The sequence below is a fragment of the Xenorhabdus innexi genome, assembly GCF_002632485.1.
In the GTDB taxonomy this organism is placed as follows: Bacteria; Pseudomonadota; Gammaproteobacteria; order Enterobacterales; family Enterobacteriaceae; genus Xenorhabdus; species Xenorhabdus innexi.
Genome location: NZ_NIBU01000176.1, coordinates 1 through 1,337, shown reverse-complemented (window position 1 = coordinate 1,337; position 1,337 = coordinate 1). Strand labels below are relative to the sequence as shown.

Below are 1,337 nucleotides of genomic sequence, written 5' to 3'. Positions count from 1 at the left end.
TCATGGGGGCACTCAATTTACACCGGATTGAAGAGACGGTTATTCGTGAATATCCGACGATTAACGCGGAAAATGTCGTCCTTTTTTTCCATGCCATTAGGGAAACCTATCTCTTCCAACAAAAAGTGCATATTATTTTGGATGGTGCAGGTTATCACCGCGCTGAATTAGTGAAATCAGCGGCTCAAGAGCTGAATATTCAATTGCATTACTTGCCCCCCTACAGCCCTAATCTCAACCCCATTGAACGATTATGGAAGTACACGAATGAGCAAATACGCAACAATGTCTATTTCCCGGATGCAAAAACGTTTCGGGGAACACTTCGACATTTTTATCATGTCACCTTGCCAACAAAAGCACAGGAATTGGCTACCCGACTGACTGATCATTTCCAGCGATTAAAACCTGCATCTTCAAGTTAATTGCGTATAGAATTCCCGGACTTCACAAAAGCAGATGAACTCACAGCAAGAATTAGTGAAAAAGTATCACATCTATCAGAAATAATTATTGATACCATCAGAGTGCTTGAGGGGTAAGACAGATCAAGCGATTGGTTATGATCTCATTGTGACGCAGACACACTAACTAAAGAATTTCAATTGGAAATACCTGTTGAATAGGAAAAACAATAGGTATTCACTATCGTTTATTATATATTTAACTATCTATGTCCCATTAATCGAAAGTTAATGGGACAGAGCCATAAACACATTCAGATAGTTACATAAGTAACTTAATTTATTAATGTGATATAATGCACAGTATATTACATTCAAGTTTTTACATTAAAACATAATAGGGTGTATAGTCCCAATCTTCAGCGTTTATTATATTACCATTTTGCGGTTCTATAATCTTCACTTTGAGATCACGATCTATATAGATATTAACAGAATGCGCTGACTTTCTGCGAAAACCTAATATTATGCCAATGGCATACCCAAAATTCTCATCATTTATATAGGCTTCTTTGGATGCCTGGGCTTTGTAGACAAAACAAAAGTCATCGCAATCAAAAGACTTTTTCCTATATTTGAAATGTTCAAGTGCTGAAGCCTTGTATATTTCCCCTACTTTATTTTCTGAAACTAATTTATAGAATGGATCTAGAACTCTAAACGTTAATAAATTGAATTTTATATCCGGCCACGTTTTTTCCAATAAGGTCCTTATTAGCTTTTCTTGCATTCACATAATAAGTGCAACACCGTTATGAACGAAGTAAACGAGTCGGTATGCCTTTAAATAACTCATTCGGTGTTTGATAACCTCGCGTTTTTCGAGGACGTTTATTTAATCGATTTGCCACGAGATTTATCTCCAACTCTGAG

General features: G+C 36.4%; 2 protein-coding genes and 1 pseudogene. 1 reads left to right on the top strand and 2 read right to left on the bottom strand.

Annotated elements, in window-relative coordinates:
- Positions 1-425, top strand: a 425-nt coding sequence (locus tag Xinn_RS20855) for an IS630 family transposase (protein ID WP_153043435.1), incomplete at its 5' end; no start/stop codon positions are given.
- A 361-nt stretch (positions 426-786) separates the two neighbouring features.
- Here the strand turns inward: Xinn_RS20855 and Xinn_RS20850 are convergent.
- Together Xinn_RS20850 and Xinn_RS20845 are read right to left on the bottom strand one after the other, a co-directional pair.
- Entirely contained in the window at positions 787-1,167 is a 381-nt protein-coding gene (locus Xinn_RS20850; protein WP_143706618.1) for a lectin MOA-related protein, read from the bottom strand.
- A 49-nt stretch (positions 1,168-1,216) separates the two neighbouring features.
- Positions 1,217-1,337 (bottom strand): annotated as a pseudogene (locus Xinn_RS20845) (IS30 family transposase); the annotation flags it as partial.